Below are 22,389 nucleotides of genomic sequence, written 5' to 3'. Positions count from 1 at the left end.
CAGGACCGCCGCAGTTGCCCTGGAAGATCTGATGCACCGGCAGCCAGGCCTGAACATACTTTTCCGGTTCCTCTTTGAAGATGTCGCAGCAACCATCCGAGCAGAAGTGATAGCGCTCGCCCTGATACAGGTAATCACGCATCGAGTTCTGATTGGGGTTATCCATCTCGGTAAACAGCATCGGGATCTGACAAGTCTGACACAGCTGTGGCAAACCCGAGGTATAAAAGCGTTCGCCCTTAGCCTCCTGCTCCTTCGCCAGTTCCCACATGGGTCGATAATACTTATCGAAGGTGTCCGGGTATTGCGCCGACAGCCAGTCAAGTTCTTCATCGCTTGGAATCCAGGTGTGGAACCCGGCCGCATGCCCGTGGGTATAGAAGGTCCACCAGGCCTGATGGGAGATATGCTCCTTCTCTTTCTCGATGGTCTCGGCGTATTTCGGCATACGGATGCCGTAACGGGCCAGATCCTTAAACAGCGCGCCACCGGCCTCTTCGAAGTAGACCTCCCAGGCCTCTTTCCAGGACATCACTTTATTCGGCAGCATATAGTCCATCATCATCGCTACAATGGTCAGCAGACGGGTGCCGCGCCAGAACCACTTATCGATCCACTTCTGCACAATCGGCACGTTGTCCTCATGCTGTTCCAGCAGGAACTTGATCACCTCAAGTCCCAGAGTCATATGGCGGGCTTCATCGGACTGCGCCGAGAAACCAAAGGTCACCGTGGCCATATCACCGTTATACGCAGCGCCGGACATAAAGGGCACAAACAACAGATTGGTCAGCACGTATTCAAAAGAGAAGCCGATGGCGATCATGAATTCGAATGGGCCAGCACTTCGCGCATCGCAGAAGAATGAGCGGGGTACCGAGAGGTACCACACCCGGTCATGCATATGGCTGAACTCCTGGAAGCCATCGAAGAACTTGTTGTAGTGGCTCATCGCATGGATCTGGGTCTGCACATGGCGCAGCTCATCCAGCGACTGCATCTGACAGGCCACCCGGGCACCGACACCACCGAACTGACGGCCCACATGGGCAAAGCCCTGATACGCCTGGTATTCCAGTGGCGAAACCCCCGTCAGAAAGATCTTCACCGCATTCACATAGCGGGGGTCGACGACATTCAGATGACCATTGTTCTGCGAGAAGGCATCGAAGATGGCATAGAGCTTTTTCTCCTTCTCTGCCTGGTATTTCCAGTAGGAATCCATGGTCAGACGGAACGGGTCTTCCCACTTATTCCAGTCGGTGATTTTAATCCCTTCGAACTCTTCGTAGGGAAAGGCCTGTTGACGATCTTCGTAGGAAAACTCCCAATCCAGATCCCGGGTGAGCAGGCGATACTTATCTTTGATATTGAGTTTTTTAGCAGCCATGATGTTACCCCTTACTGTTTCCACTCGAGGACGAACTGGTCGTCATCTTCATCTACGTTACCGCCGAGGGTGATCAGATTGACGTGCAGCTCCTGCACATCCCACTCCCGGCCCATCTTCTCCTCCACGACCGCCCGTTCAATCACCAGGCGGTGTTCCCGCTCGATGCGGATCATGGCGGGCTGATGGATAACCGTGGCATCCGGGTTACTCTCTTCGATGGCTTCGACAATATAGCGGGACTCATCATTGTCCTGCAGGGCGATATAGACTTTTGACATGGTGATTAACCTTATTGTTGTTATTCGCGGTGTTATTACAGTCCGGCTTTTGCCAGACGTTTACCCCAGCTATCTTCAGCAATCGCCAGGGCCTCTGCACCGATCATCTCTTCAGCCAGCGGCGCCAGCGCCTCAAGGGCCTTCCCCTTCCAGTGTTCAAGCCACTGACTAAGTAACTGCTTATTGGCGTCGGACTCGGTCGCAGCAATTTTCACCACCGCATCGACCCAGCGGTTGGTGTCTCTGTTCCAGTTCTGGATAAACTCGGTGAGCATGCTGATATCCTGACCGCCGTTGTCCGCCAGCCACTGATCGAACTGCAGATACACCAGTTCATAGATCAGGCCATCCAGCACCACATCCTGCGCAACAAAGGATTCAAACCAGTCTTTGACACAGATATTGGCTTCACAGTAAGCGCGCACACCCTGCCACACCGCATCATCCATCCAGTAGCGCTTGGCCTCGGCCAGGGCATCACCGGAGTTGCCATCAAGAATCAGACCGATACGGGAGAGATACTGAGCGTTGCCCAGACGATCCATACCGTTAAACAGCAGGGCCTGGGTGATAGCGGTGCCATAGCCCAGCGAACTGCCATACATATTGTTGAGGTTGGCGGCCTGTTCCACGTGACGTAACGGCAGCAGCAGGCGAATCACTTTCTGTTGAATCTCATCCGGAATCAGGCGGGCCAGATCACGCTTTTCGAAGAAACTGTAGTTACTCTCAGCCACCTCCTGCTGTTTGGCGCGCATCTGCACATAGGTGCCGTAGTAGAACTGACGGGGGTCTTTGAAGGCATACCAGTCCTGCATCACGATGGCGGTACGGCCTTTGTCGTTGAGTTCAAACTCGGGTTGCCACAGCGGCTTGTAGTGAAAGTTAATCTCGGAAGCGACATCATAGGTGGCTTCCTGGTAACGGGTGGCCGGTTTATCTCCAAAACGGCGCTCAATGTGCGCAAAGGTGTTGCGCACCGGTTCCAGCATGGCTGTTTTTATTTCTATTGTCATCTGCGTTATCCCATCTTAGGGTTCATTGTTTTTATTGAATCAATGCAGTGTTGCAGCAGGTTCAGCGATGGTTGTTCGCCATCAGCGTCTCCTCTCCGTAGCGCCATTTTTGCATCTCGGCATCCACATTTTCCTGCTGCTCCCGGGTCATAAAGACCACATCGTTGGCGGCACAAAAATGTTTAAAGGCGCCCTGAGGCATAATCAGTTCGACAAACAGAGAGGGATCTCCAATAGCAAAATCGAACTCGACAAAACGAGCATTTTCATCACTACGCACCCGGATATATTTAGTCATCTGGTCTGAGCCGGACCGGTTCCCAGAAGCATGAGGGCTGTCTAGTTTCAGTTCTGCCATATGATCACCTGTAAAATTAAGTTTTGATCACAGGGGTTACAGCAATGGCTGTGCCAGAGATAGAGAAAAGCCATAAAATGGCGAGATATAATTATTAAGATATTGATTTATATAGATATAAAATAGAGCATCCCTCTCTTGTTATGGCCAACAGTTATCCTGCAACACGACAGATAACAGGTGATGAAATAGTGAAAAGTTAATCAAAAAATAAAAAAAAGCCCCCGGACTCTGTGCCACCTCCCCCGCGATGGATATTTAAATAGGTGTTGTTTTTTTGACAAAATAAGCGTCACAATAAAAAACAAGCAGGCCTTCGGTGCCGATACAGTTCAAAAGAAAAATAACAAAAGCAGTGCCATATGACAGAATTACAACCTAAGCTTCCTGACGCTCAGGATCTCTTAGAACAGATCCGCTTCGACAATGAGGAGGGCAAAATCTGGCTGGATGAGCAGCGGATGTTGCTGATCCATTCCGCAGTCATGGGGTTGCTGCGAAACGAGTTGATCCAGACCCTGGGAGTGGAGAGAGCGAAAGGCTTTCTGATGCGCTTCGGATATCATACCGGCTGGCGGGATGCCGAACTGGCTAAAAAAGTTCGTCCGGATATGACCGCTGAAGAGGTTTTTATGGTGGGACCTCAGCTTCACGCCATCAAAGGCATGGTCAAAGTTATCCCACGCTCTCTGGAGTTCGACGAAGATAGCCAGCATTTCTATGGTGCTTTTGACTGGTATAACTCTCATGAGGTCGAAACCCACCTGGCAAGCTTTGGCAACTCAGATGTTCCGGTATGCTGGACACTGCTCGGTTACGCCAGTGGCTTTTCAACCTACTACATGAACCGGCAGATCATCTTCAGGGAAACTCAGTGCGCCGCCACCGGAGCCGATCACTGTCATATTGAGGGGCGTCCGGCCGAAGACTGGGATGATGCCGAAGAGACAGAAAAATACCTGCTTCCCGACCCAATTATTGAGCAGTTGCTGGCGCTGCAGGATGAGGTCAGTGTTCTGAAAGATCAGTTTCGCAGTAACGATGCAGAAGAGGACCTCTTATTTAACAGTGTCGGCCACTCAGCAGCCTTTAAAAATGTCTGCCACCTGATTCGTAAAGCCTCAAAAAGTAAGGTGAGTGTGCTGCTGCAGGGAGAAACCGGCGTCGGCAAAGAGGTCGTTGCCCGGGGTTTGCACACAACCAGTGACCGGGCAAACCAACCCTTTGTTGCGGTGAACTGTGCCTGCATCCCACCGGACCTGATTGAAGCTGAGTTATTTGGTGTGGAAAAAGGTGCTTACACCGGCGCAATCCAATCCCGCGAAGGTAAATTTGAGCGGGCTCACCGCGGCACCATTTTTCTCGATGAGGTGATCGAGCTGACCCCAAGGGCGCAAGCCTCACTGTTGAGAGTTCTGCAGGAGTCAGAGTTTGAACGGGTCGGTGATAACCGCACCCGGCGCATCGATGTCAGGGTGGTAGCTGCGACCAATGAGGACCTTGAAGCGGCGGTCCAGGAGGGTCGTTTTCGTGCAGATCTGTTTTACCGCTTAAATGTTTATCCGGTGCATATCCCTCCGCTGCGCGACCGCACCGAAGATATTCCGCTGTTAACGGAACACTTCCTGAAAAAATACTGCACCCTGTACAATAAAAAGACCTCCGGTATTTCAGATAAGGCGATGCAGGCACTGATTCAGTACAAGTGGCCCGGTAATATCCGCGAGCTGGAAAACATGATCGAGCGGGGCGTTATTCTCACTGAAAACAATCAGTCCATCAGTATGGCCAGCTTCTTTCCCTCACTGTCTGAGCCCTCTCATCCCCTGAATATTATCGGAGGCCGGGGACAACTCTGTGAAGAAGCCCCCAAATCCAGCTTAACGACGACAGAGCCGGTAGAGAGCTTGCTGGTTGACAACTTCAGCCTAGAGCAGCTGGAGCAGAAGCTGATTGAGGAGGCGATGTCCCAGTGCAACAACAATGTTTCAAAAGCGGCACGCAAACTGGGACTCACGCGCCCGGCACTGGCCTATCGCCTGAAAAAACTCGGCGATGGATAACGGGTTAAAGCTGCTTTAGAATGGCCTCCTTATCTTCATTCTGAGTCGGCCATGAACCTGATACTGCTGTTTGAAAGTGACTATAGTACAACCAACAGGGTGGTCATCTGTGACCGGCGCTTTCACCATATCAGACAGTTCCACCAGCCTGTTCCGGGTCAGCAACTCAGAGTAGGTTTGCTAAACGGCGCGACCGGCAGCGGCACGGTAATCTGTCTGACGGATCAGAGCATTACTCTGGAGGTAGAGCTGGTACAGCAGCCTCCTGCCGCTCTGCCCCTGACCCTGCTTCTGGCTCTGCCGCGACCCAAGATGCTGAAACGCACCCTGCAAACCATTACCAGTATGGGTGTCAAACAACTCTATCTGATCAACTCCTACAAAGTGGATAAAAGCTACTGGTCAACGCCGGCTTTGCAGCAGGATAATCTCAGAGAGCAGTTACTGCTGGGGCTGGAGCAGTCAGGCGACACAGTACTGCCCGAAGTACACCTGCGAAAGCGTTTTAAACCCTTTGTAGAGGATGAACTTCCCGAGATCGCCCGTCAGACCCGGGCGTTGGTCGCACACCCCTATCACGCAGCCCCCTGCCCCGGTGCCAGCGACGAAGCGACAACACTGGCGATTGGCCCCGAGGGCGGCTTTATACCCTATGAAGTTGAAAAGCTTCAGGCCTGCGGATTTGAAGCGATCCATATCGGTCAGCGAATTCTGCGGGTAGAAAACGCAGTACCGGTATTACTGGCCAGACTGTTCCCCATCTGAGTCACGCTTCGCTGTACCTGTCTGCAACAACCATAGTGACCGTCGAATAACTCAGGTATAAACAAATTTAATTGAGAATCATCCTCATTTAAGTTGACATTACTCCTAAGTTAAATAAGAATAGTTCGCATTATCACTGCATTATAAAGGGCAGACGCTTAACCCCTTTAATCATTCAGACATAACTCAGGTGTTTCAATTATGCGAAAAACGTTCAAAAAACTCGCCTTCCTCGCTATGCCACTGACGATGGCGGTCAGCTCTGTAGCCACCGCTGATGAAGTCAATATTTATTCATATCGACAACCGTTTCTGATTCAGCCGATGCTGGAGGCTTTTACGGCAGAAACCGGCATCAAAACCAATGTTGTGTTTGCCAAAAAAGGTCTGATTGAGCGTCTGGAGCATGAGGGTAAAAACTCACCCGCGGACATTGTCCTGACATCGGATATCGGGCCACTCTACGATGTGGTCGAAAAGGGGCTGACCCAGCCGGTGCACAGTGACGTCCTGACCAGCAATATTCCAGCCCAATATCGTGATCCGCAAAACCGCTGGTTCGGACTTACCAGCCGTACCCGCCTGATCTACGCCTCAAAAGAGCGGGTCGCAGAGGGCGAGATTAAAACTTACGAAGAACTGGCAGATCCCAAATGGAAGGGACGTATCTGCACCCGTAGCGGCAAGCATACCTACAACCTGTCACTGATCGGTTCAATGATCGCCTATCACGGTGAAGCGGAAGCAGAAAAATGGCTCGAAGGGGTCAAAGCCAACCTGGCCCGCAAGCCTCAGGGGAATGACCGTGCGCAGGTCAAAGCGGTTAAAGAGGGAGTGTGTGATATCGCCCTGGGCAACTCATACTACTTCGGCAAAATGCTCACCAACGAAAAGCAACCGGAACAGAAAGAGTGGGCCAATGCGGTCAATCTGGTCTTTCCCAATCAGGATGATCGTGGCGCACATATGAGCATCTCCGGTGCTGCTCTCACCCAGTATGCGCCCCACAAAGAAAGTGCCATCAAATTGCTGGAGTTCCTGAGCGAAGCACAGGCACAGTCGATGTACGCCGAAGCCAACTTTGAGTTTCCGGTGCGCCCCGCAACTCCCCGTTCAGCGCTGCTGAACCAATATATGGGAGAGTTCAAACAGGACAATATCAACCTGCAGAAGGTCGCTGAGTTAAGAGTGCAGGCATCACGGATGGTTGATAAAGTTGGCTTCGATAACTGATCGCCTTCTGTAACAGTGATCGACAATGATTCACACAAACGGTAGTCTCGTGCTACCGTTTTTTCGTTAACAGCAGAGAGTTGCGCGGGCAAAGCCCGCTTCCCCATATGGCCAGAGTGAGCGATTCAAAACAGAGCATTTCTGAAAACAACCGTTACCTGTTTGGCTGGTATAGCTGTACCTGGGGTACAGCACTGATGGTGGCCCTGCCGGTGCTGTCGGTTTTCTATCTGGCACTGTTTCCCAAAGAAAATATCTGGACCCATCTGGCAGACACGGTGCTGCCTGTTTACATCACTACAACCCTGATGCTTATGCTGGGGGTTGGCGCGCTGTCAATCGCTATCGGCGTCTGCGGTGCCTGGCTGGTGACCATGTGTCGTTTTCCCGGCCGTCGAATATTTGAGTGGGCGCTGCTGCTACCCTTTGCGGTACCAGCCTACGTAATCGCCTATGTGTATACCGACCTGCTGGAATACTCCGGTACGTTGCAGATTTTTCTGCGGCAGCTGTTCGGCTGGCAGTCCGCCCGTGATTACTGGTTTCCCGATATCCGCACCCTCGGCGGCGCCATTCTGATGCTGGCACTGGTACTCTACCCCTATATCTATCTGCTGGCACGGGCTGCCTTTCTGGAGCAGTCCACTACTATTCACGATGCCAGTCGCACGCTGGGCTGTACCGCGTGGCAGAGTTTCTACCGGGTATCCCTGCCAATCGCCCGGCCGGCCATCGCCGTAGGCCTCTCGCTGGTGTCGATGGAAACCATTAACGACTTTGGTACGGTGGATTACTTCGCCGTCAAAAGCATGAGTGCCGGTATCTACGACACCTGGCTGAATATGAGCAATCTGGGTGGCGCCGCACAGATCGCCAGCCTGATGATGATATTTGTGGTCATCCTGATCTCACTGGAAGGTCTGGCCCGGGCGAAGCAGCGACAGTTTCACAGCGCAGACCGGTTCAAAACGCTAACCGGGTATCCACTAAAAGGGGGGCGCGCCTGGGGGGCCACACTGCTATGCGCGCTGCCCGTGATTGCCGGGTTTATCATTCCGGTATCGGTATTAGCGGGCTATGCCCTGAATAACCTTGATCAGCTCTGGAGCAGCGATTTTCAGCTCCACGCCAGCCACAGCTTTATACTCTCAGGTTGTGCGGCACTTCTGACAATTCTTGTGGCACTGCTACTGGCCTACTCAAAACGGCTCCACAAAAGCAGAAGCCTCAGGCTGGCTGCCCGGTTTTCCAGTCTGGGCTATGCGATGCCCGGTGCCGTACTCGCAATCGGGGTAATAATCCCCCTCGCAGCTTTCGATAACTTCGTTGATCGCCTGATGGAGCAACTGCTGGGTATCTCCACCGGACTCCTGCTCAGCGGAACCGCCTTCGCGATAATATTTGCCTATGTTGTTCGCTTTCTCGCGGTCTCGGTAGGTTCAGTCGAATCAAGCCTGAATAAGATTACTGAAAGCATGGATATGGCGTCCCGCTCGCTGGGCCACTCACCACTGCAAACCCTGGTGAAAGTTCATCTGCCACTGATTAAAGGTGGTGTGCTTACGGCGGCGCTGGTGGTGTTTGTCGATTGCATGAAGGAGCTACCCGCCACCCTGATCCTGCGACCCTTTAATTACGACACCCTGGCAACCTATGTCTACCAGTATGCTTCAGACGAGATGCTGGAGGCCTGTTCACTGGCCGCCCTGCTGATCGTTCTGGTTGGCATTATCCCGGTCATCCTGCTAAGCCGGACCATCTCGGCTAGCCGCCATAGCAACTGAAATCGATTAAAGCGCGAACGCGATCGGCCGGTGAGCCGCCACATGCAGTGACACCTTAGCGCCAACCTCCAGCATCAGTGGTTCATAGATCTCAGACTCAATCCGGCGACCGGAAGGCAGACTCAGCTGATACACCACCGAACTGCCGAGAAACTCCTTCTGTTCGATAGTAGCCATCACGGCACCGGGTTCAACACTGGGACGGATATCCCCCGGACGGATAAAGAGTGACAGCGGTTTCCCCGCCTCAGCACCAAAGGGCTCGGCAAACTCAATGATACCCAGCTCGGTTCTGACCGTGGTCGCATCCAGGCATTCACCCGAAAACAACTCCCCTTTTCCCACAAAACCTGCCACCAGCGGGTTAACCGGGCGATAATAAAGCTCAGGAGGTGTCCCCCATTGCTGCAGCTGCCCCTGCGCCAGAATTCCCAGTTGATCACTGATGGCAAACGCCTCCTCCTGATCATGGGTCACCATAATCGCCGCTATTCCCTGAGCCTTGAGAATCGAGCGCACCTCCAGCGCCAGCTGTCGGCGCAGATCGGTATCAAGATTGGAGAAAGGCTCATCCAGCAACAGTAGTTTTGGCTTCGGTGCCAACGCCCGGGCCAGGGCCACCCGCTGTTGCTGACCACCAGAAAGTTCGTGGGGATAGCGTGCGGAGAGATCAGGCAACTCAACCAGTTGCAATAAAGCGGCGACCGCTTCACGTTTTTCATCGCGGCTACGACCATTTAAACCAAAGGCGATATTGTCAAATACGCTGAGGTGGGGAAATAGCGCGTAGTCCTGAAAAACCACACCAATGCCGCGCTGTTCCGGCGGCAGGGTAAAACCCGCTGCAGATATTGGTGTACCGTTCTGTTCAATACGACCGGATAGCAGCGGATTAAAACCTGCGATAGCCCGCAACACCGTTGTTTTACCACAACCACTGGGGCCCAGCAGGCAGGCAATCTCTCCCGCCTGCAACTGAAAACTCAGTTGTTGGGTAATCACTGTGTTGTCATAGCCGCAGCTGATCGATCTGAGTTCCAGCAGGGGAGTCATAAGTCAGGAGCACTCTTGCTAAATGAAAATGATTCTCGCTTATAACGATTCTGATTTCAACCATAGAACTCTGTGAACAGGTTGCATCAGATAGCGATTAATCGTCTGAAAAGCGACTTTTTCATGTAGGAGCGGCTTCCAGCAGCGATGGTTTTATCGCCCGGGTACCCAGAGGGCATGCTAACGGGGCTCCTACAGGGAAATGTATTGTAGGAGCTGCTTCCAGCAGCGATGTTTTTATCGCCCCGGGTACCCAGAGGGCATGCTAACGGGGCTCCTACAGGGTGACATGTAGTGTAGGAGCTGCTTCCAGCAGCGATGGTTTTATCGCCCCGGGTACCCAGAAGGCATGCTAACGGGGTTCCTACAGGGTGACATGTAATGTAGGAGCTGCTTCCAGCAGCGATGGTTTTATCGCCCGGGTACCCAGAGGGCATGCTAACGGGGCTCCTACGGGATGACATGTAGTGTAGGAGCTGCTTCCAGCAGCGATGGTTTATCGCCCGGTTACCCAGAGGGCATGCTAACGGGGCTCCTACGGGGATAACATGTAATGTAGGAGCTGCTTCCAGCAGCGATGGCTTTATCGCCCCGGGTACCCAGAGGGCATGCTAACGGGGCTCCTACAGGGTGACATGTAATGTAGGAGCTGCTTCCAGCAGCGATGGTTCTATCGTATGCCCTTTGGGTGCTCGCCGCGAGGGCGCGCCTCCCACAAAAGCAACCATCTATGACGCCAGCATATCTTCTGGAAACCAGGGGCTCCTGGCGTGGAATACAGCGGGGTTTAATACAGCGGGGTCTCCACGCCCAGCATTGTCAGCACGCCAAATACCATTAACCACAGGATCGCTGACCGGCGGATAAGCCGGTTCAGGCTGATAATCTCTTCAGCCGCATGGTGTCGAAACTCTTCATCGCCACAATCGCTCGCAGAGCGGTATTGCTGATAGCTCTCCTCTCCCACCGCAGCCAGAGCGATTCTGAACAACCAGTCACTGACATTATGATCTTTGGCTTCCGGGTTTTTAAGCTGGGTATAGGCGCTCAGACCGTTGCCGACAATAAAGAAGGTAAAGCCTAATAAGCGGGCGGGGATCCGGATAACCAGTTCAGCGATCCCCGGCTGTCGCTTGGTATGTTTATGCTGGATTAACCAGCCTGCCCACAGGGCCAGAAACAGGCCAGGGATACCCAGTAAGATAAACCAGAACAACAGGGCAAAAAAACCAACAAGTGACAGATAGAGATACTGCTGACAGATAGCATAGTGAGCGGACTGGCAATCCGTGACATCATCGGTGCGATTGAGCCCAAGCAGTTCTGCCAACTGCAACCAGGATGCCTGAAAATTGCCTTTACACCAGTCCCGATAGTACTTTCCGGTGATATCACTGGGCGACCAGTTCTCCAGATAAAGGTAGAGCGCCGCCAGTTCGATGGCCAGCACAAAGATACCGAACTCCCAGCGAAAAAACTGCAATAACAAGGCTTCCAGAGCCACCATATACAGGGTCAGCATAACCCAGTGCAGTGTGCTCTGAGGAGTAGCGGCACGGGCCAGCCTGATAACCTTCGGTGACCGTCGCGTATAGCGTCCCAAAACCATCACCAGCATCACTGCCAGAAACTTCATCCGTGCATCTCCTGCGTCAAAAGGCGATAAAAATAGTTCCGGTTAAATGCCGGACCGGGGTCTGTTTTACGCTGCGGCGCAATATCAGAATGGCCGGTGATATGTTCAGTCCCCATCTCAGGATAGTAGCTGATCAATGCCGCAGTCACTCTGGCCAGTTGCCGATACTGAACATCGGTATAGGGGATATGATCTGCGCCTTCCAGTTCAATACCGATGGAAAAGTCATTACAGTTATCACAACCGCCGTAGTTCGACTGCCCGGCATGCCAGGCACGCTGATCAAAACCAACAAACTGAACCATCCGGCCATTTCGTTCAATCAGCAGGTGCGCTGACACCTGCAAAGCGCTGATCGTTGCAAAATAGGGGTCAGCCCTGCTATCCAGACGATTGAGAAAAAAATCCCGGATATAACCCCCACCAAATTTCTTCGGCGGCAGACTGATATTGTGTATTACCAGCAACCGGGGTTGCATGCTATCTGGTCGCTGATTAAAGTTGGGCGATGGGCAGTGCTCTGCACCACCAAGCCAGCCCTCCCTTATTGTGTAAATCTCGTTAAACTGCGTCATTTTTCCCCTGCCAGCGACTACTTTACCCAGCGGCTTTCCGTTAAAATAGCGGCCTTGGTGTGGCTCATATAAGTGCCCTTTGATAGTACCACGCCTTCTATTTCAGACAAGCTATCAGATCAGGCAAAGCCTGTGATAGCAGAACAACCGCAATCTGATCACCAACACGGAGCCCTTATGGCCACTAACCGACTGCTCAGCGATATCCCAGCTACCGTAACCACCGCGCTGGCGGAAGATCTGGGTGACGGAGATATCACCGCCCAACTGATACCGGCAGAGCAACAGGCCAGCGCACGGGTAATCAGCCGTGAAGAGGCGGTTATCTGCGGTGTCGGGTGGGTTAATGAGGTATTTCGCCAGGTCGATAACCGTGTCAGGGTGAACTGGCTGGTCAGCGATGGTGACAGAGTGACGGCTAATCAGCCCCTGTTTGAACTGCAGGGCCCGGCCCGCTCACTGCTCACCGGAGAGCGTTGCGCGCTGAACTTTCTGCAAACCCTCTCCGGTACCGCGACGATCAGTGCCTACTATGCCTCATTGGTTGAAGGTACCGGCGTGAAGTTGCTGGACACCCGTAAAACCATTCCCGGCCTGCGTAACGCGCAAAAGTATGCGGTCACCTGCGGCGGCTGTTATAACCACCGGATCGGCCTCTATGATGCCTTTCTGATCAAGGAAAACCATATTATGGCCTGCGGTTCAGTCGCCAGCGCGGTCGCAACCGCCAAGCGCAACGAACCGGGCAAACCGGTTGAAGTTGAGGTCGAGTCTTTTACAGAACTGCAAGAGGCACTGGATGCTCAGGCCGATATCGTTATGCTGGATAACTTTGACCATGCAGGCCTGCGCCTGGCGGTGCAGAAGAACAAAGAGCACCCCACACCGGCTAAACTGGAAGCCTCCGGTGGCATTGATGCCAACACCCTGCGCAGCATCGCCGAAACCGGCGTTGACTATATTTCGATCGGCTTGCTAACCAAAGATTGTAAAGCGGTGGATCTGTCGATGCGGTTTATCTGAGGCAAAACGAAAAAAGTTTTACCACAGAGGACTCGGAGAAGAGCTATTCATTGGGTTTTCTCTGTGCTCTCTGTGACCTTAGCATGCCCCCTGATTCCCAATAAAGTGCGATGCCCATAAAAAAATCCGCTCGGGTAGCGGATTTTCACTTTACATCAGCACTATTAATTCCAAAAAGGAAACAATATACCTCAAAATCATAATACTCACTTTGAGTAACAACCCTGCAAACTATCTGTTGATCTGCTCGAAAAAGCCTGAATTTGAATAATTATCCGGCTTTTAATGACAGAGCTTTTGCTTATGGTGCTTTAAATTACAGCGCTTTTCATTACAGAGCTTTGAATTACGGTGCTTTCAATTATGGCGCTTTGCGCCGGCAATCCGCTGCGCCAATCAGCTCCCACTCATCGCTTTTCTGAATCTGCAGAATATCGTACACCTCAACCACGGTTTTATTAACGTTATGTTTCCAGAGAATCTGACAGATCTCTTTGGCACTGTCATTGCGCTTTTCACCCCCTTCACGGGGCAGCATACCGATCGCCAGAATACCGCCATCGGACCACCACACCGGGGTTGCCGGATATTTATCCGGCTGAGCAGCCAGATCCGCTTCCACCACAGCCCGTTTTTCCATCGGCAACGGCTCTTCGTAGAGGTAGTAGGTGACTGCTGCGGTGATAGCGATCAGGATAAGGAGGATGGTTTTTTTGTTCATTGGGTACCGGGGCTTTTTTATAATTTGAACCTAAGTGAATCATAACCTTATGATTAAATATAGTAGCTGAAAGGCTAATTTCAGGCACAAAAAAAGCGCAAATTAATTTGCGCTTTTGACAATAAAAAAACCTTATCGTGGATCAGAACACCAACCGTTTGCAATACATTCAGAGGCAGCATCCAAAGTCCACACTACTTGACCATTAGTCATAGCACCGTTCAGTATGTAATTCGTATTCAGCACCTCATTAGCCCCTTCAGCTGTAACAACTACACCCCTTGCACCACTAGCTGATACATCGACACTAGTAACATAACCAGAGGCTGTTCCAACACTAACTACACCATTTGTACCGGCAGTTCCACAAATAGTGCCAAATGTAGCATCAGTAGCTAATGTCTGCCCACAAACCTCGATAGAAGTTTTTACACCTCCAGTAGCTGCGACAACTTCTGAAAACCTAGCTTTATTTGTGTATGTCTGATACGCAGGCAATGCAATCGCCGCCAGAATACCGATAATCGCCACCACGATCATCAATTCGATCAGGGTAAAACCCTGTTGTTTTTTAATAGTGCTTTTCATTTGTTATCTCTCCAGCGAGTAAAGTATTCATCATCATCCTTGCTCCGAACGACTCTTTCCCTTGCCATAGGGCCCATCTTCCCTGCTCCATACGAGCCTGATACAGATAGTAACCTATTTTTTATGGCAGTCCAGTGACCTGAAGCAAGCGTCTGTTGATTCTCAAACCGACCGATAGATGTTACTTTACAAATAGATAATAATACAAGGCAGTTTAGGTTAAAGGTAAGATCTTATTCTTTATTACTTTTCATGAGTGATGATAGTAGGCAGTAATAGATGCCTTAGCGATAAAGCCGTCGGTATTAAGAGCTGAGTTTATAGAGACAAAGGATATCAGCTTTAGCTATACAAATTCAGGCCGCCAACTTAAGCTATTGTTTCTGTCGCCGATATCAACAGATAAAAATGGATTCTCTGAATAATGAGCGTACAACCCTTTCAGCCGCTGAGTGGTCTGGCACGACGACTGGTTAATGACGGTGTGTTTTCATCCGATGTTGCCATGGACGCCCTGAAAACCGCCCGCAAGGACAATAAACCCTTTATCGCCCATATTATTGAAAACCGCTTGGTGAGTGCCTATCGGGCGGCCGCGGCCGCGGCCGATGAGTTCGGCATGCCGCTGTTTGACCTCGATGTCATCGATATTGAAGCGCTGCCCCAGGGTCTGGTGGATGAAAAGCTGATCACCAAACACCACGCACTGCCACTGATCAAGCGGGAGAACCGCCTCTATGTGGCGATTTCAGACCCCACCAATATTCAGGCACTGGATGAGTTTAAGTTTCATACCGGCACCACCACCGAGGGGGTGATCGTTGAAGAGGATAAGCTCTCCCATCTGATCGACACCTTCCTCGATGAACAGAACTCCGCCCTCGATGGTCTGGAAGATGCCGATCTCGATAACCTGGAGATCGACGAGGGGCTTAATGAGCAGCAGGAAGACAATGGTGAGGATGCCGCCAACGATGCACCGATTGTACGCTTCGTCAACAAAATACTGCTGGATTCGATAAAAACCGGTGCTTCGGATATCCACTTCGAGCCCTATGAGAAATCCTACCGCATCCGCTGCCGTATCGACGGTATTCTGCAGGAGGTTGCCAAACCTCCGGCCAACCTGGCTTCCCGTCTCTGCGCCCGCCTGAAAGTGATGTCGCAGATGGATATCTCCGAACGGCGGGTACCCCAGGATGGCCGTATAAAGATGAAGATTTCCAAAAACCGCGCCATCGACTTCCGGGTTAACACCCTGCCCACCCTCTGGGGCGAAAAAGTGGTGCTGCGTATTCTCGACCCCACCAGTGCACAGATGGGAATCGAAGCGCTGGGTTACGATGAAGACCAGAAAGAGCTGTTTATGCAAACTCTGCATAAACCCCAGGGGATGATTCTGGTAACCGGCCCCACCGGTAGTGGTAAAACCGTTTCGCTCTATACCGGCCTGAATATCCTCAACACCGTTGAACGCAATATCTCCACCGCAGAGGACCCGGTGGAGATCAACCTGGAGGGGATCAACCAGGTCCATGTGAATAATAAGGTGGGACTGACCTTCGCAGAAGCACTGCGCTCCTTCCTGCGTCAGGACCCGGATGTAGTAATGGTGGGCGAGATCCGTGATCTGGAAACCGCGGAGATCGCTATCAAAGCCGCCCAGACCGGCCATATGGTGCTATCAACCCTGCACACCAACAGTGCCGCCGAAACGCTCACCCGACTGCGCAATATGGGGGTTCCGGCCTTTAATATTGCCACCTCTGTGTCTATGATTATTGCCCAGCGACTGGGACGACGTCTGTGCAGCGCGTGTAAAAAGCCCGCCACCATTCCAGAAGCCACGCTGCTGGAAGAGGGCTTTACCCCGGAACAGATAAAAGCGGGCCTTAATCTGTTTGAACATAACCCGGAAGGCTGTGGTAAATGTAATAAGGGCTATAAAGGCCGGGTGGGGGTCTATGAAACCATGGCGATGACTCCGGAAATTGCTCAGGTGATCATGGACAACGGTTCATCCCTGGATATCCTGGCAACAGCAAAACAGCAGGGGTTCCGCTCTCTCAGACAGTCAGGCCTGCGCAAAGTGATTCAGGGTGTCACCAGCCTGGAAGAGATGAACCGGGTTATAAAACTGTAAACTGCGGTTTAACAGACTGATTATTAAACGATTCTAAACCTGTAATACGGAAACAACCGGATGGCTAAGAAAGCAGCAAACAAAACGCCTCTCACCTTTAACTGGGAAGGTAAAGATAAGAGCGGTAATGCCAGCAAAGGGGCGATCAACGCTGAAAACCTCGCTGAAGCCAAAGCGATGCTGCGCAAGCAGGGGATTATGCCCAAAAAGGTTCGTAAACAGAGCTACAGCATGTTTAGCAACCATAACAAGCCGATCAAACCCCTGGATATCGCCCTGTTTACCCGCCAGACCGCCACCATGCTGAAGTCCGGGGTGCCATTGTTGCAGGGCTTCGATATCGTTGCTAACGGTATCGAAAAACAGAAGATGAAGCAGGTGATATACGATCTGAAAGCCGATGTCAGTGGCGGCACCAACTTTGCCAAGGCACTGGAGCGCCATCCCAAGTATTTTGATGATCTGTACTGCAACCTGGTCCATGCAGGTGAAAGTTCCGGCTCGCTGGAAACCATGCTGGACCGGATCGCAACCTATAAAGAAAAGATTGAAACTCTTAAAAAGAAGATCAAAAAAGCCCTGACCTATCCAATTGCGGTAATTGTTATAGGCTTTATCGTTTCTGCTATTCTGTTAGTTAAAGTAGTCCCCCAGTTTGAGAGTGTTTTTGCAAGCTTCGGAGCAGACTTGCCAGCTTTTACTCTATTTGTTGTACATCTGTCCAAAATTGCACAAAAATGGTGGTTCCTTGTTCTTATCGGTATTGTGCTTTCTGGCTTTGCTTTTACAAAAGCTCATGAGAAGTCACAGGGGTTCCGGGAGTGGCTCGATCGTACCGTGCTGAAACTACCCATTATCGGGAAGATACTGCATAACTCCGCTATTGCCCGCTTTGCCCGTACCCTGGCCACCACCTTTGCAGCCGGGGTGCCGCTGGTCGATGCGCTGGACTCTGCGGCGGGCGCTTCCGGTAATGTGGTCTACGAAAAGGCGATTATGCAGATCAAGAACGGCGTTTCTACCGGACAATCACTGCAAAACGCCGTCACCATGACCGGACTGTTTCCAGCAATGGCCACCCAGATGATCGCCATCGGCGAAGAAGCAGGCTCCCTTGAGATGATGCTGGATAAGGTCGCCAGCTATTACGAGGAGGAGGTGGATAACGCCGTCGATAACCTGTCGACGCTGATCGAGCCGATGATTATGGCCATTCTGGGTATTCTGGTGGGTGGTCTGGTGATCGCCATGTATCTGCCGATCTTCCAGTTGGGTAATGTAGTCTAGAGAACAAAGCCGAAAGCCCTGACTGAGAAAACCCAGATATTATGATGTTCGAACTGATTGCAGCCAATACCTGGTTGTCGCTGTTACTTACCTTTGTTTTCGCACTGATGGTGGGCAGTTTTCTGAATGTGGTTATTCACCGACTGCCGCTGATGATGGAGCGTGAATGGCAGCTGATGGCAACTGAAGCGGCTGAAACGGCTGAAACGGCTGAAACGGCTGAAACAAGAGATCCGGAGGCAGAGGAAACACCCGCAGAGCGATCCCCGCCCTTCAATCTGGCGCAGCCCGCGTCAACCTGCCCCAACTGTGGTCATCTGATCCGCTGGTATGAGAATATCCCTCTTATCAGTTACTTTGTTATCCTCAGAGGCAGATGCAGTGGCTGTAACACCGGGATATCACTGCGCTACCCGCTGATTGAGCTGGTCACCGCGCTGATATCGGCTTTTATTGTCTGGCAACTTGGTTTCAATCCGGTAGCCTTTGCCGCGGTCCTCTTCAGCTGGTGCCTGATTACCCTTACCGCTATCGACATTGATCATCAGCTATTGCCAGATAAAATCACTCTGCCGCTGCTCTGGATCGGCCTGATCATCAATAGCTTTGGTTACTTCACCACGCTGCCCTCAGCCCTTTGGGGAGCAGTGCTGGGCTACCTCTCCCTCTGGTCGGTTTACTGGCTATTCAAACTGGCCACCGGCAAGGAGGGGATGGGCTATGGCGATTTCAAGCTGCTTGCGGCACTAGGGGCCTGGGCCGGCGCCGATATGCTACCGTTGATTATTCTGGCCTCCTCGCTGATCGGCGCTATTATTGGCGGGATCATGATCGCTTTCAGCCGTCAGCAATCGCAAACACCGATCCCTTTTGGCCCCTATCTGGCAGGCGCAGGCTGGATCGCGCTGTTATGGGGAGATGAGCTGACCGGCTGGTATCTGCATCTGCTAAACTTATAAACCTGTTTATTGATAAATTTAAACTCATAAAATCAGTTCATTCAGAGAGTCTGATATGTTTGTAGTAGGTCTTACCGGTGGTATCGGCAGTGGTAAATCAGCCGTTTCGCAGCTCTTTGAACAGCTGGCTGTCGATGTGATCGATGCCGACCAGGTCGCCCGGGAGGTCGTTGAACCGGGAGAACCGGCACTGGCTAAAATTGCCCAGCGATTCGGCAGCGATATTCTGTTATCCGATGGCAATCTGGACCGTAAAGCGCTGAGAAAAATCGTCTTTGAAGCACCCCGTCAGCGGGACTGGCTGGAGCAACTGCTCCACCCCCTGATCAGGGAGCGGATTCTGCTGAAACTGGATAGCTCAAAGGCGGACTATACTATTCTCGCCTCCCCCCTGCTGCTGGAAACCGATCAGCATCTGCTGGTGAACCATGTGGTGGTTATCGATGTCGATGAAGCCACTCAGATCAGCCGTACAACCGCACGGGACAACACCGATGCAGCGCAGGTCAAAGCGATTATCACCGCTCAGATGCCCCGCTGTGAGCGTACCGCTAAAGCGGATGATCTGATCGACAACAGCGGCACGGTAGATGAACTGCCCCCCCTGGTGGAAAAATTACATAAAAAGTTCCTGCAAAAAGCACAACAGGAACGGGAGTCCGATCTTGGTTAATAAGCCTGACAACACTGATTCACACAAGAAAAAGCCACTGGTGGCCTGCCCTACCTGCAGTAAAAAGCAGGAGTGGAGCACAGAAAATCCATTTCGCCCATTTTGCAGCGAACGCTGCAAGCTGATTGATCTGGGCGCCTGGGCTGATGAGGCGTATCAGATCCCGGCAGAACCCAGCGTTGATGATTACAGCAGCAGCTTCGAAGATAGCGAAAGCGCAGACTATCTGGACCGGCCACTGCACTGACAATACGGTTCCTCTGAAGCATTTTCACTAGGGGGAATCACCTGAAAAAGCTAATTTATAGACTTCTGGCTTTAAGCTTTATCGCTGCAGGATGCAGCGCCTACTGATTCTGCGACCCCGGTGGCGAGCCAGCTTTATAGTGTAGGAGCCGCTTCCAGCGGCGAGGGTCTGCGCAACTGCAAAGCTCTATCGCTGCAGGATGCAGCGCCTACTGATTCTGCGACCCCGGTGGCGAGCCAGTTTTATAGTGTGGGAGCCGCTTCCAGCGGCGAGGGTCTGCGCAACTGCAAAGCTTTATCGCTGCAGGATGCAGCTCCTACTGATGCTGTGACCCCGGTGGCGAGCCAGCTTTATAGTGTAGGAGCCGCTTCCAGCGGCGAGGGTCTGCGCAACTGCAAAGTTTTATTGCTGCAGGATGCAGCGCCTACTGATTCTGCGACCCCGGTGGCGAACCAGCTTTATAGTGTAGGAGCCGCTTCCAGCGGCGAAGAACCGCACTGGTAGCAAGCTTTATCGCTGCAGGATGCAGCGCCTACTGATTCTGCGACCCCGGTGGCGAGCCAGCTTTATAGTGTAGGAGCCGCTTCCAGCGGCGAGGGTCTGCGCAACTACAAAGCTTTATCGCTGCAAGATGCAGCTCCTACTAAACCTGCGACCCCGGTGGCGAGCCAGCTTTATAGTGTAGGAGCCGCTTCCAGCGGCGAGGGTCTGCGCAACTGCAAAGCTTTATCGCTGCAGGATGCAGCGCCTACTAATTCTGCGACCCCGGTGGCGAGCCAGCTTTATAGTGTAGGAGCCGCTTCCAGCGGCGAGGGTCTGCGCAACTGCAAAGCTTTATCGCTGCAGGATGCAGCTCCTACTGATTCTGCGACCCCGGTGGCGAGCCAGCTTTATAGTGTGGAAGCCGCTTCCAGCAGCGAGGGTCTGCGCAAATGCAAAGCTTTATCGCTGCAAGATGCAGCGCCTACTGATTCTGTGACCCCGGTGGCGAGCCAGCTTTATAGTGTAGGAGCGCTTCCAGCGGCGAGGGTCTGTGCAACTGCAAAGCTCTATCGTTGCAGGATGCAGCGCCTACTGATTCTGCGACCCCGGTGGCAAGCCAGCTTATAGTGTAGGAGCCGCTTCCAGCGGCGAGGGTCTGTGCAACTGCAAAGCTTTATCGCTGCAGGATGCAGCGCCTACTAATTCTGCGCCCCCGGTGGCGAGCCAGCTTTATAGTGTAGGAGCCGCTTCCAGCGGCGAGGGTCTGCGCAACTGCAAAGCTTTATCGCTGCAGGATGCAGCTCCTACTGATTCTGCGACCCCGGTGGCGAGCCAGCTTTATAGTGTGGAAGCCGCTTCCAGCAGCGAGGGTCTGCGCAAATGCAAAGCTTTATCGCTGCAAGATGCAGCGCCTACTGATTCTGTGACCCCGGTGGCGAGCCAGCTTTATAGTGTAGGAGCGCTTCCAGCGGCGAGGGTCTGTGCAACTGCAAAGCTCTATCGTTGCAGGATGCAGCGCCTACTGATTCTGCGACCCCGGTGGCAAGCCAGCTTATAGTGTAGGAGCCGCTTCCAGCGGCGAGGGTCTGTGCAACTGCAAAGCTTTATTGCTGCAGGATGCAGCGCCTGCTAAATCTGCGACCCCGCCCCCCCAGCTTCAACAAAAACATCTAATCGCTGCGATCCCCTGGCCACCCGCCTGAAGGGTTTGCTCAAGATCTGCCAGCGATACACCACCCAGAGCATAAACCGGCAGAGAGGACAGACGCACCAGGCGAGAATATTCAGCCCAGCCCATAGGGGTGACCTCCGGATGACTGGCTGTTTTCTGCACCGGTGAAAGGGTGATGTAATCCGCGCCGATCTGTTCCGCCCGGCGGATCTGTTCCTCAGTATGGCAGGAAGCCCCCAGCCAGCGGCCACGATAGGTTTCCCGGCTGTTCAGTTGCATCAGCCGTTCTGAACTGAGATGAAGCGCTGTGACTTCAGCACGGTTTGCCGCGTCCAGCGATCCATTCCATATCACTAACAGCTCAGGAAACGCCTCTGCCAGCTGTTGATAGAGGTTTAACTGCTCTGTTTCAGCAAGGTGCTTTGCCCGCAGCATAACCGCCTGAGCCCCCTTCTGAAGGGCTTTATCGATATATTCACAGTATTGAACAGATAATAATCGGGGGGTGATGGCTAACGCTGTCGGCAGCTGCAGCGCATTGACAATCGGTGTGTTCGCTGCCGGAAACTGATAACCACTCAGATCCGCCAGCTTAACCCAGTTCAGCGGCTGCCCTTCCCGGCCATAGGGCTGCCCCATAAAGCGGTTAACGCGGAACACATCCAGCAATACCGATTTATCAGGATAGTGGAAGGGCACCTGTATCAGAGGAACGGTAGCAGACTGATCAATCTCTATGCCCAGCTCCTCCTGTAACTCTCTGGCCAGCGCACTGCGAACCTCTTCACCGGGTTCTACCTTGCCCCCGGGAAACTCCCACAGACCGCCCTGATGCTGCGCCTTATCGCGCAGCGCCAGCAGCAGCTCACCGGAATCATTAAAGATCGCCGCTGCCGCGACATGGATCAGTTTAGACAACACCTATACCCTGCATTGGAGG

At 52.5% G+C, this 22,389-nt stretch carries 21 protein-coding genes; 11 read left to right on the top strand and 10 right to left on the bottom strand.

Annotation, left to right across the window (positions count from 1 at the left end):
• The 4 genes from JW499_RS13850 to JW499_RS13835 form a co-directional block, all read right to left on the bottom strand.
• A partial coding sequence (locus JW499_RS13850; protein ID WP_205211163.1) for an aromatic/alkene/methane monooxygenase hydroxylase/oxygenase subunit alpha occupies positions 1 to 1,390 on the bottom strand: 1,390 nt, incomplete at its 3' end.
• Positions 1,391 to 1,401: 11 nt separating this feature from the next.
• Positions 1,402 to 1,671 (bottom strand): MmoB/DmpM family protein, encoded by a 270-nt coding sequence (locus JW499_RS13845; RefSeq protein WP_205211162.1) that lies wholly within the window; start codon positions 1,669 to 1,671, stop codon positions 1,402 to 1,404.
• Between the two features lie 35 nt (positions 1,672 to 1,706).
• Positions 1,707 to 2,687 (bottom strand): aromatic/alkene monooxygenase hydroxylase subunit beta, encoded by a 981-nt coding sequence (locus tag JW499_RS13840; RefSeq protein WP_205211161.1) that lies wholly within the window; start codon positions 2,685 to 2,687, stop codon positions 1,707 to 1,709.
• A 61-nt stretch (positions 2,688 to 2,748) separates the two neighbouring features.
• On the bottom strand, positions 2,749 to 2,985 hold the full coding sequence (locus JW499_RS13835) for a phenol hydroxylase subunit (RefSeq protein WP_232846407.1): 237 nt from the start codon (positions 2,983 to 2,985) through the stop codon (positions 2,749 to 2,751).
• 422 nt (positions 2,986 to 3,407) lie between these two features.
• Here JW499_RS13835 and JW499_RS13830 point away from each other — a divergent pair, with 422 nt between their 5' ends.
• The 4 genes from JW499_RS13830 (at position 3,408) to JW499_RS13815 (ending at position 8,890) form a co-directional block, all read left to right on the top strand.
• Positions 3,408 to 5,108 (top strand): sigma 54-interacting transcriptional regulator, encoded by a 1,701-nt coding sequence (locus JW499_RS13830; protein WP_205211159.1) that lies wholly within the window; start codon positions 3,408 to 3,410, stop codon positions 5,106 to 5,108.
• Between the two features lie 51 nt (positions 5,109 to 5,159).
• Positions 5,160 to 5,873, top strand: a complete 714-nt coding sequence (locus tag JW499_RS13825) for a 16S rRNA (uracil(1498)-N(3))-methyltransferase (protein ID WP_205211158.1) — start codon at positions 5,160 to 5,162, stop codon at positions 5,871 to 5,873.
• Between the two features lie 201 nt (positions 5,874 to 6,074).
• Positions 6,075 to 7,106, top strand: coding sequence for a Fe(3+) ABC transporter substrate-binding protein (locus JW499_RS13820; protein ID WP_205211157.1), 1,032 nt, complete (start codon positions 6,075 to 6,077; stop codon positions 7,104 to 7,106).
• A 116-nt stretch (positions 7,107 to 7,222) separates the two neighbouring features.
• Entirely contained in the window at positions 7,223 to 8,890 is a 1,668-nt protein-coding gene (locus JW499_RS13815; RefSeq protein WP_416135409.1) for an ABC transporter permease, read from the top strand.
• 6 nt (positions 8,891 to 8,896) lie between these two features.
• On the opposite strand, the gene JW499_RS13810 is transcribed toward JW499_RS13815, so the two are convergent.
• The 3 genes from JW499_RS13810 to ampD form a co-directional block, all read right to left on the bottom strand.
• Positions 8,897 to 9,943, bottom strand: a complete 1,047-nt coding sequence (locus tag JW499_RS13810) for an ABC transporter ATP-binding protein (RefSeq protein ID WP_205211155.1) — start codon at positions 9,941 to 9,943, stop codon at positions 8,897 to 8,899.
• A 787-nt stretch (positions 9,944 to 10,730) separates the two neighbouring features.
• Entirely contained in the window at positions 10,731 to 11,579 is an 849-nt protein-coding gene (locus JW499_RS13805; protein WP_205211154.1) for a hypothetical protein, read from the bottom strand.
• Positions 11,576 to 12,154 carry a 1,6-anhydro-N-acetylmuramyl-L-alanine amidase AmpD gene (gene ampD, locus JW499_RS13800; protein ID WP_205211153.1) on the bottom strand — a complete coding sequence of 193 codons (579 nt, stop codon included), beginning with the start codon at positions 12,152 to 12,154 and terminating at the stop codon, positions 11,576 to 11,578. The genes JW499_RS13805 and ampD overlap by 4 nt, the downstream gene beginning before the upstream one ends.
• Before the next feature lie 177 nt (positions 12,155 to 12,331).
• Between ampD and nadC the strand changes: the two genes are divergently transcribed.
• The gene (nadC, locus tag JW499_RS13795; protein ID WP_205211152.1) at positions 12,332 to 13,177 is read left to right on the top strand and encodes a carboxylating nicotinate-nucleotide diphosphorylase; all 846 of its coding nucleotides are present in this window, start codon (positions 12,332 to 12,334) and stop codon (positions 13,175 to 13,177) included.
• Between the two features lie 361 nt (positions 13,178 to 13,538).
• Here the strand turns inward: nadC and JW499_RS13790 are convergent, their stop codons facing one another.
• Positions 13,539 to 13,898, bottom strand: coding sequence for a hypothetical protein (locus tag JW499_RS13790; RefSeq protein ID WP_205211151.1), 360 nt, complete (start codon positions 13,896 to 13,898; stop codon positions 13,539 to 13,541).
• Between the two features lie 132 nt (positions 13,899 to 14,030).
• A complete protein-coding gene (locus JW499_RS13785; RefSeq protein ID WP_232846406.1) occupies positions 14,031 to 14,486 on the bottom strand; it encodes a pilin in 456 nt (151 codons plus the stop codon).
• Between the two features lie 424 nt (positions 14,487 to 14,910).
• Here JW499_RS13785 and pilB point away from each other — a divergent pair, with 424 nt between their 5' ends.
• The 6 genes from pilB (at position 14,911) to JW499_RS13755 (ending at position 20,299) form a co-directional block, all read left to right on the top strand.
• Entirely contained in the window at positions 14,911 to 16,629 is a 1,719-nt protein-coding gene (gene pilB / locus JW499_RS13780) for a type IV-A pilus assembly ATPase PilB (RefSeq protein WP_205211150.1), read from the top strand.
• Between the two features lie 60 nt (positions 16,630 to 16,689).
• A complete protein-coding gene (locus JW499_RS13775; RefSeq protein ID WP_205211149.1) occupies positions 16,690 to 17,916 on the top strand; it encodes a type II secretion system F family protein in 1,227 nt (408 codons plus the stop codon).
• 41 nt (positions 17,917 to 17,957) lie between these two features.
• Complete coding sequence (locus tag JW499_RS13770) at positions 17,958 to 18,875, top strand: prepilin peptidase (protein WP_205211148.1); 918 nt, start codon at positions 17,958 to 17,960, stop codon at positions 18,873 to 18,875.
• Positions 18,876 to 18,930: 55 nt separating this feature from the next.
• Positions 18,931 to 19,548, top strand: a complete 618-nt coding sequence (gene coaE / locus JW499_RS13765; RefSeq protein ID WP_205211147.1) for a dephospho-CoA kinase — start codon at positions 18,931 to 18,933, stop codon at positions 19,546 to 19,548.
• Positions 19,541 to 19,795 (top strand): DNA gyrase inhibitor YacG, encoded by a 255-nt coding sequence (gene yacG, locus JW499_RS13760; RefSeq protein WP_232846405.1) that lies wholly within the window; start codon positions 19,541 to 19,543, stop codon positions 19,793 to 19,795. Before coaE ends, yacG begins: the two co-directional genes overlap by 8 nt.
• 120 nt (positions 19,796 to 19,915) lie before the next feature.
• On the top strand, positions 19,916 to 20,299 hold the full coding sequence (locus tag JW499_RS13755; protein WP_205211145.1) for a hypothetical protein: 384 nt from the start codon (positions 19,916 to 19,918) through the stop codon (positions 20,297 to 20,299).
• 1,135 nt (positions 20,300 to 21,434) lie between these two features.
• On the opposite strand, the gene JW499_RS13750 is transcribed toward JW499_RS13755, so the two are convergent.
• Complete coding sequence (locus tag JW499_RS13750) at positions 21,435 to 22,367, bottom strand: Nudix family hydrolase (protein WP_205211144.1); 933 nt, start codon at positions 22,365 to 22,367, stop codon at positions 21,435 to 21,437.
• Positions 22,368 to 22,389 lie beyond the last annotated feature (22 nt).

The sequence above is a fragment of the Amphritea pacifica genome (assembly GCF_016924145.1).
GTDB lineage: Bacteria > Pseudomonadota > Gammaproteobacteria > Pseudomonadales > Balneatricaceae > Amphritea > Amphritea pacifica.
The sequence above is the reverse complement of the archived record's forward strand: the minus strand, read 5'-3'. Positions and strand labels throughout refer to the sequence as shown.

What these genes read in the sequence shown, in the direction of transcription:
- JW499_RS13845 (WP_205211162.1), bottom strand. Translation starts at nt 1,671, where the DNA reads ATGTCAAAAGTCTATATCGCCCTGCAGGACAATGATGAGTCCCGCTAT.
- JW499_RS13840 (WP_205211161.1), bottom strand. Translation starts at nt 2,687, where the DNA reads ATGACAATAGAAATAAAAACAGCCATGCTGGAACCGGTGCGCAACACC.
- JW499_RS13835 (WP_232846407.1), bottom strand. Translation starts at nt 2,985, where the DNA reads ATGACTAAATATATCCGGGTGCGTAGTGATGAAAATGCTCGTTTTGTC.
- JW499_RS13830 (WP_205211159.1), top strand. Translation starts at nt 3,408, where the DNA reads ATGACAGAATTACAACCTAAGCTTCCTGACGCTCAGGATCTCTTAGAA.
- JW499_RS13825 (WP_205211158.1), top strand. Translation starts at nt 5,160, where the DNA reads ATGAACCTGATACTGCTGTTTGAAAGTGACTATAGTACAACCAACAGG.
- JW499_RS13820 (WP_205211157.1), top strand. Translation starts at nt 6,075, where the DNA reads ATGCGAAAAACGTTCAAAAAACTCGCCTTCCTCGCTATGCCACTGACG.
- JW499_RS13810 (WP_205211155.1), bottom strand. Translation starts at nt 9,943, where the DNA reads ATGACTCCCCTGCTGGAACTCAGATCGATCAGCTGCGGCTATGACAAC.
- JW499_RS13805 (WP_205211154.1), bottom strand. Translation starts at nt 11,579, where the DNA reads ATGAAGTTTCTGGCAGTGATGCTGGTGATGGTTTTGGGACGCTATACG.
- ampD (WP_205211153.1), bottom strand. Translation starts at nt 12,154, where the DNA reads ATGACGCAGTTTAACGAGATTTACACAATAAGGGAGGGCTGGCTTGGT.
- nadC (WP_205211152.1), top strand. Translation starts at nt 12,332, where the DNA reads ATGGCCACTAACCGACTGCTCAGCGATATCCCAGCTACCGTAACCACC.
- JW499_RS13790 (WP_205211151.1), bottom strand. Translation starts at nt 13,898, where the DNA reads ATGAACAAAAAAACCATCCTCCTTATCCTGATCGCTATCACCGCAGCA.
- JW499_RS13785 (WP_232846406.1), bottom strand. Translation starts at nt 14,486, where the DNA reads ATGAAAAGCACTATTAAAAAACAACAGGGTTTTACCCTGATCGAATTG.
- pilB (WP_205211150.1), top strand. Translation starts at nt 14,911, where the DNA reads ATGAGCGTACAACCCTTTCAGCCGCTGAGTGGTCTGGCACGACGACTG.
- JW499_RS13775 (WP_205211149.1), top strand. Translation starts at nt 16,690, where the DNA reads ATGGCTAAGAAAGCAGCAAACAAAACGCCTCTCACCTTTAACTGGGAA.
- JW499_RS13770 (WP_205211148.1), top strand. Translation starts at nt 17,958, where the DNA reads ATGATGTTCGAACTGATTGCAGCCAATACCTGGTTGTCGCTGTTACTT.
- coaE (WP_205211147.1), top strand. Translation starts at nt 18,931, where the DNA reads ATGTTTGTAGTAGGTCTTACCGGTGGTATCGGCAGTGGTAAATCAGCC.